Annotated in this window: 1 protein-coding gene; it reads left to right on the forward strand. The window is 70.7% G+C overall.

Annotated features, from left to right (window positions below; all coding sequences use genetic code 11):
- Positions 1-316 precede the first annotated feature (316 nt).
- Positions 317-1,532: cellulose binding domain-containing protein (locus tag ACFOX0_RS34070; protein ID WP_377553790.1), on the forward strand; the 1,216-nt coding region annotated here is incomplete at its 3' end.

Below are 1,532 nucleotides of genomic sequence, written 5' to 3' on the forward strand. Positions count from 1 at the left end.
AACCCCGACCAGACCAAGACCATCGACCCCTGCAACCTGCAACTGCTCTACCAGGGCAAGTCACCCAGCGCCGGTGGCGACTACAACCTCCTGCCCTGGCGACCGGGCCTGCTCACCCTGCAGCGCTAGGAGCGTGTCACTGATCGCGTGCCGGACGGGCGTACGCGGCGAACACGCCGGCGTCGGCACGGCCCGCGATCAGGACCCGGTGAGCCTGGACCGGCGGGCTCGGCACAGCCCGAGCCCGCCGGTCGGCGGCGCGAAGCGAGTTCCCGATGCCAGAAGGAGCAAGGTCGTGAAGCACAGATCAGCACTGATGTGCGCCGCGGTCGCCGCGATCGTCGTCCTGGCGACCGGCGGCCTGACCCTCGGCGGCGGACTCGCCTCCGCCGCGGGCGCCGGCACCCAGGCGACGACGGCCGGGTGCGGCAAGGCGCCCACCCTGTCCAGTGGCACGCGCACGATCTCCAGCGGCGGGCAGAACCGCAGCTACATCCTGCGGGTGCCCGACAACTACGACAACAACCACCCGTACCGGTTGATCTTCTCGTTCCACTGGGTCGGCGGTACCGCCGAGCAGGTCGACAACGGCAGCACCAGCGGTGCCCTGTGGTCCTACTACGGGCTCCGCCCGTTGGCCAACAACAGCACGATCTTCGTCGCCCCGCAGGGCCTCAACAACGGCTGGGCGAACTCCGGCGGCCAGGACCTCACCTTCGTCGACGACATGATCAGGCAGATCGAAGGCGGCCTGTGCGTCGACACCACACAGCTGTTCGCCTCGGGATTCAGTTACGGCGGCGCGATGACCTACGCCATCGCCTGCGCGCGGGCGACCGTGTTCCGCGGCGTCGTCGTCTACTCCGGTGGGGTCCTCAGCGGATGCCAGGGCGGCACCCAACCCATCGCCTACTTCGGCATCCACGGGCTGCGGGACGGCACGCTGTCGATCGCGGGCGGACGGTCGATGCGCGACCGGTTCGTCCAGAACAACGGCTGCACGCCCCAGAACCCGCCGGAGCCGCCGCAGGGCAGCCTCACCCACATCGTCACCTACTACACCGGATGCCGGTCGGGCTATCCGGTGGTGTGGGGCGCCTTCGACGGACCGCACGCCCCCAACGCCGTGGACGGCTCCGCCGACCCGTACGCGCCCGGTGCGAAGTCGTGGACCCAGCAGGCCGTCTGGACCTTCATCACCCAGCTCGGCTCCACCGCCCCACCGACCACGGCACCACCGACCACCGCGCCGCCGACCACGGCACCGCCGACCACCGCGCCGCCGACCACGGCACCGCCGACCACCGCGCCACCCACGACCCCGCCGGCCGGCGGCGCCTGCACCGCCACCTACCGCACCACCAGCTCCTGGCAGGGCGGCTTCCAGGGTGAGGTCACCATCACCGCCGGCAGCTCCACGATCAACGGCTGGACCACCCGCTGGACCCTCGGCAACGGCCAGACCATCACCCAGATCTGGAGCGGCACCCTCACCACCAGCGGCACATCCGTAACCGTCCGCAACGTCTCCT

The organism is Micromonospora zhanjiangensis (genome assembly GCF_042650605.1).
GTDB lineage: Bacteria > Actinomycetota > Actinomycetes > Mycobacteriales > Micromonosporaceae > Micromonospora_J > Micromonospora_J zhanjiangensis.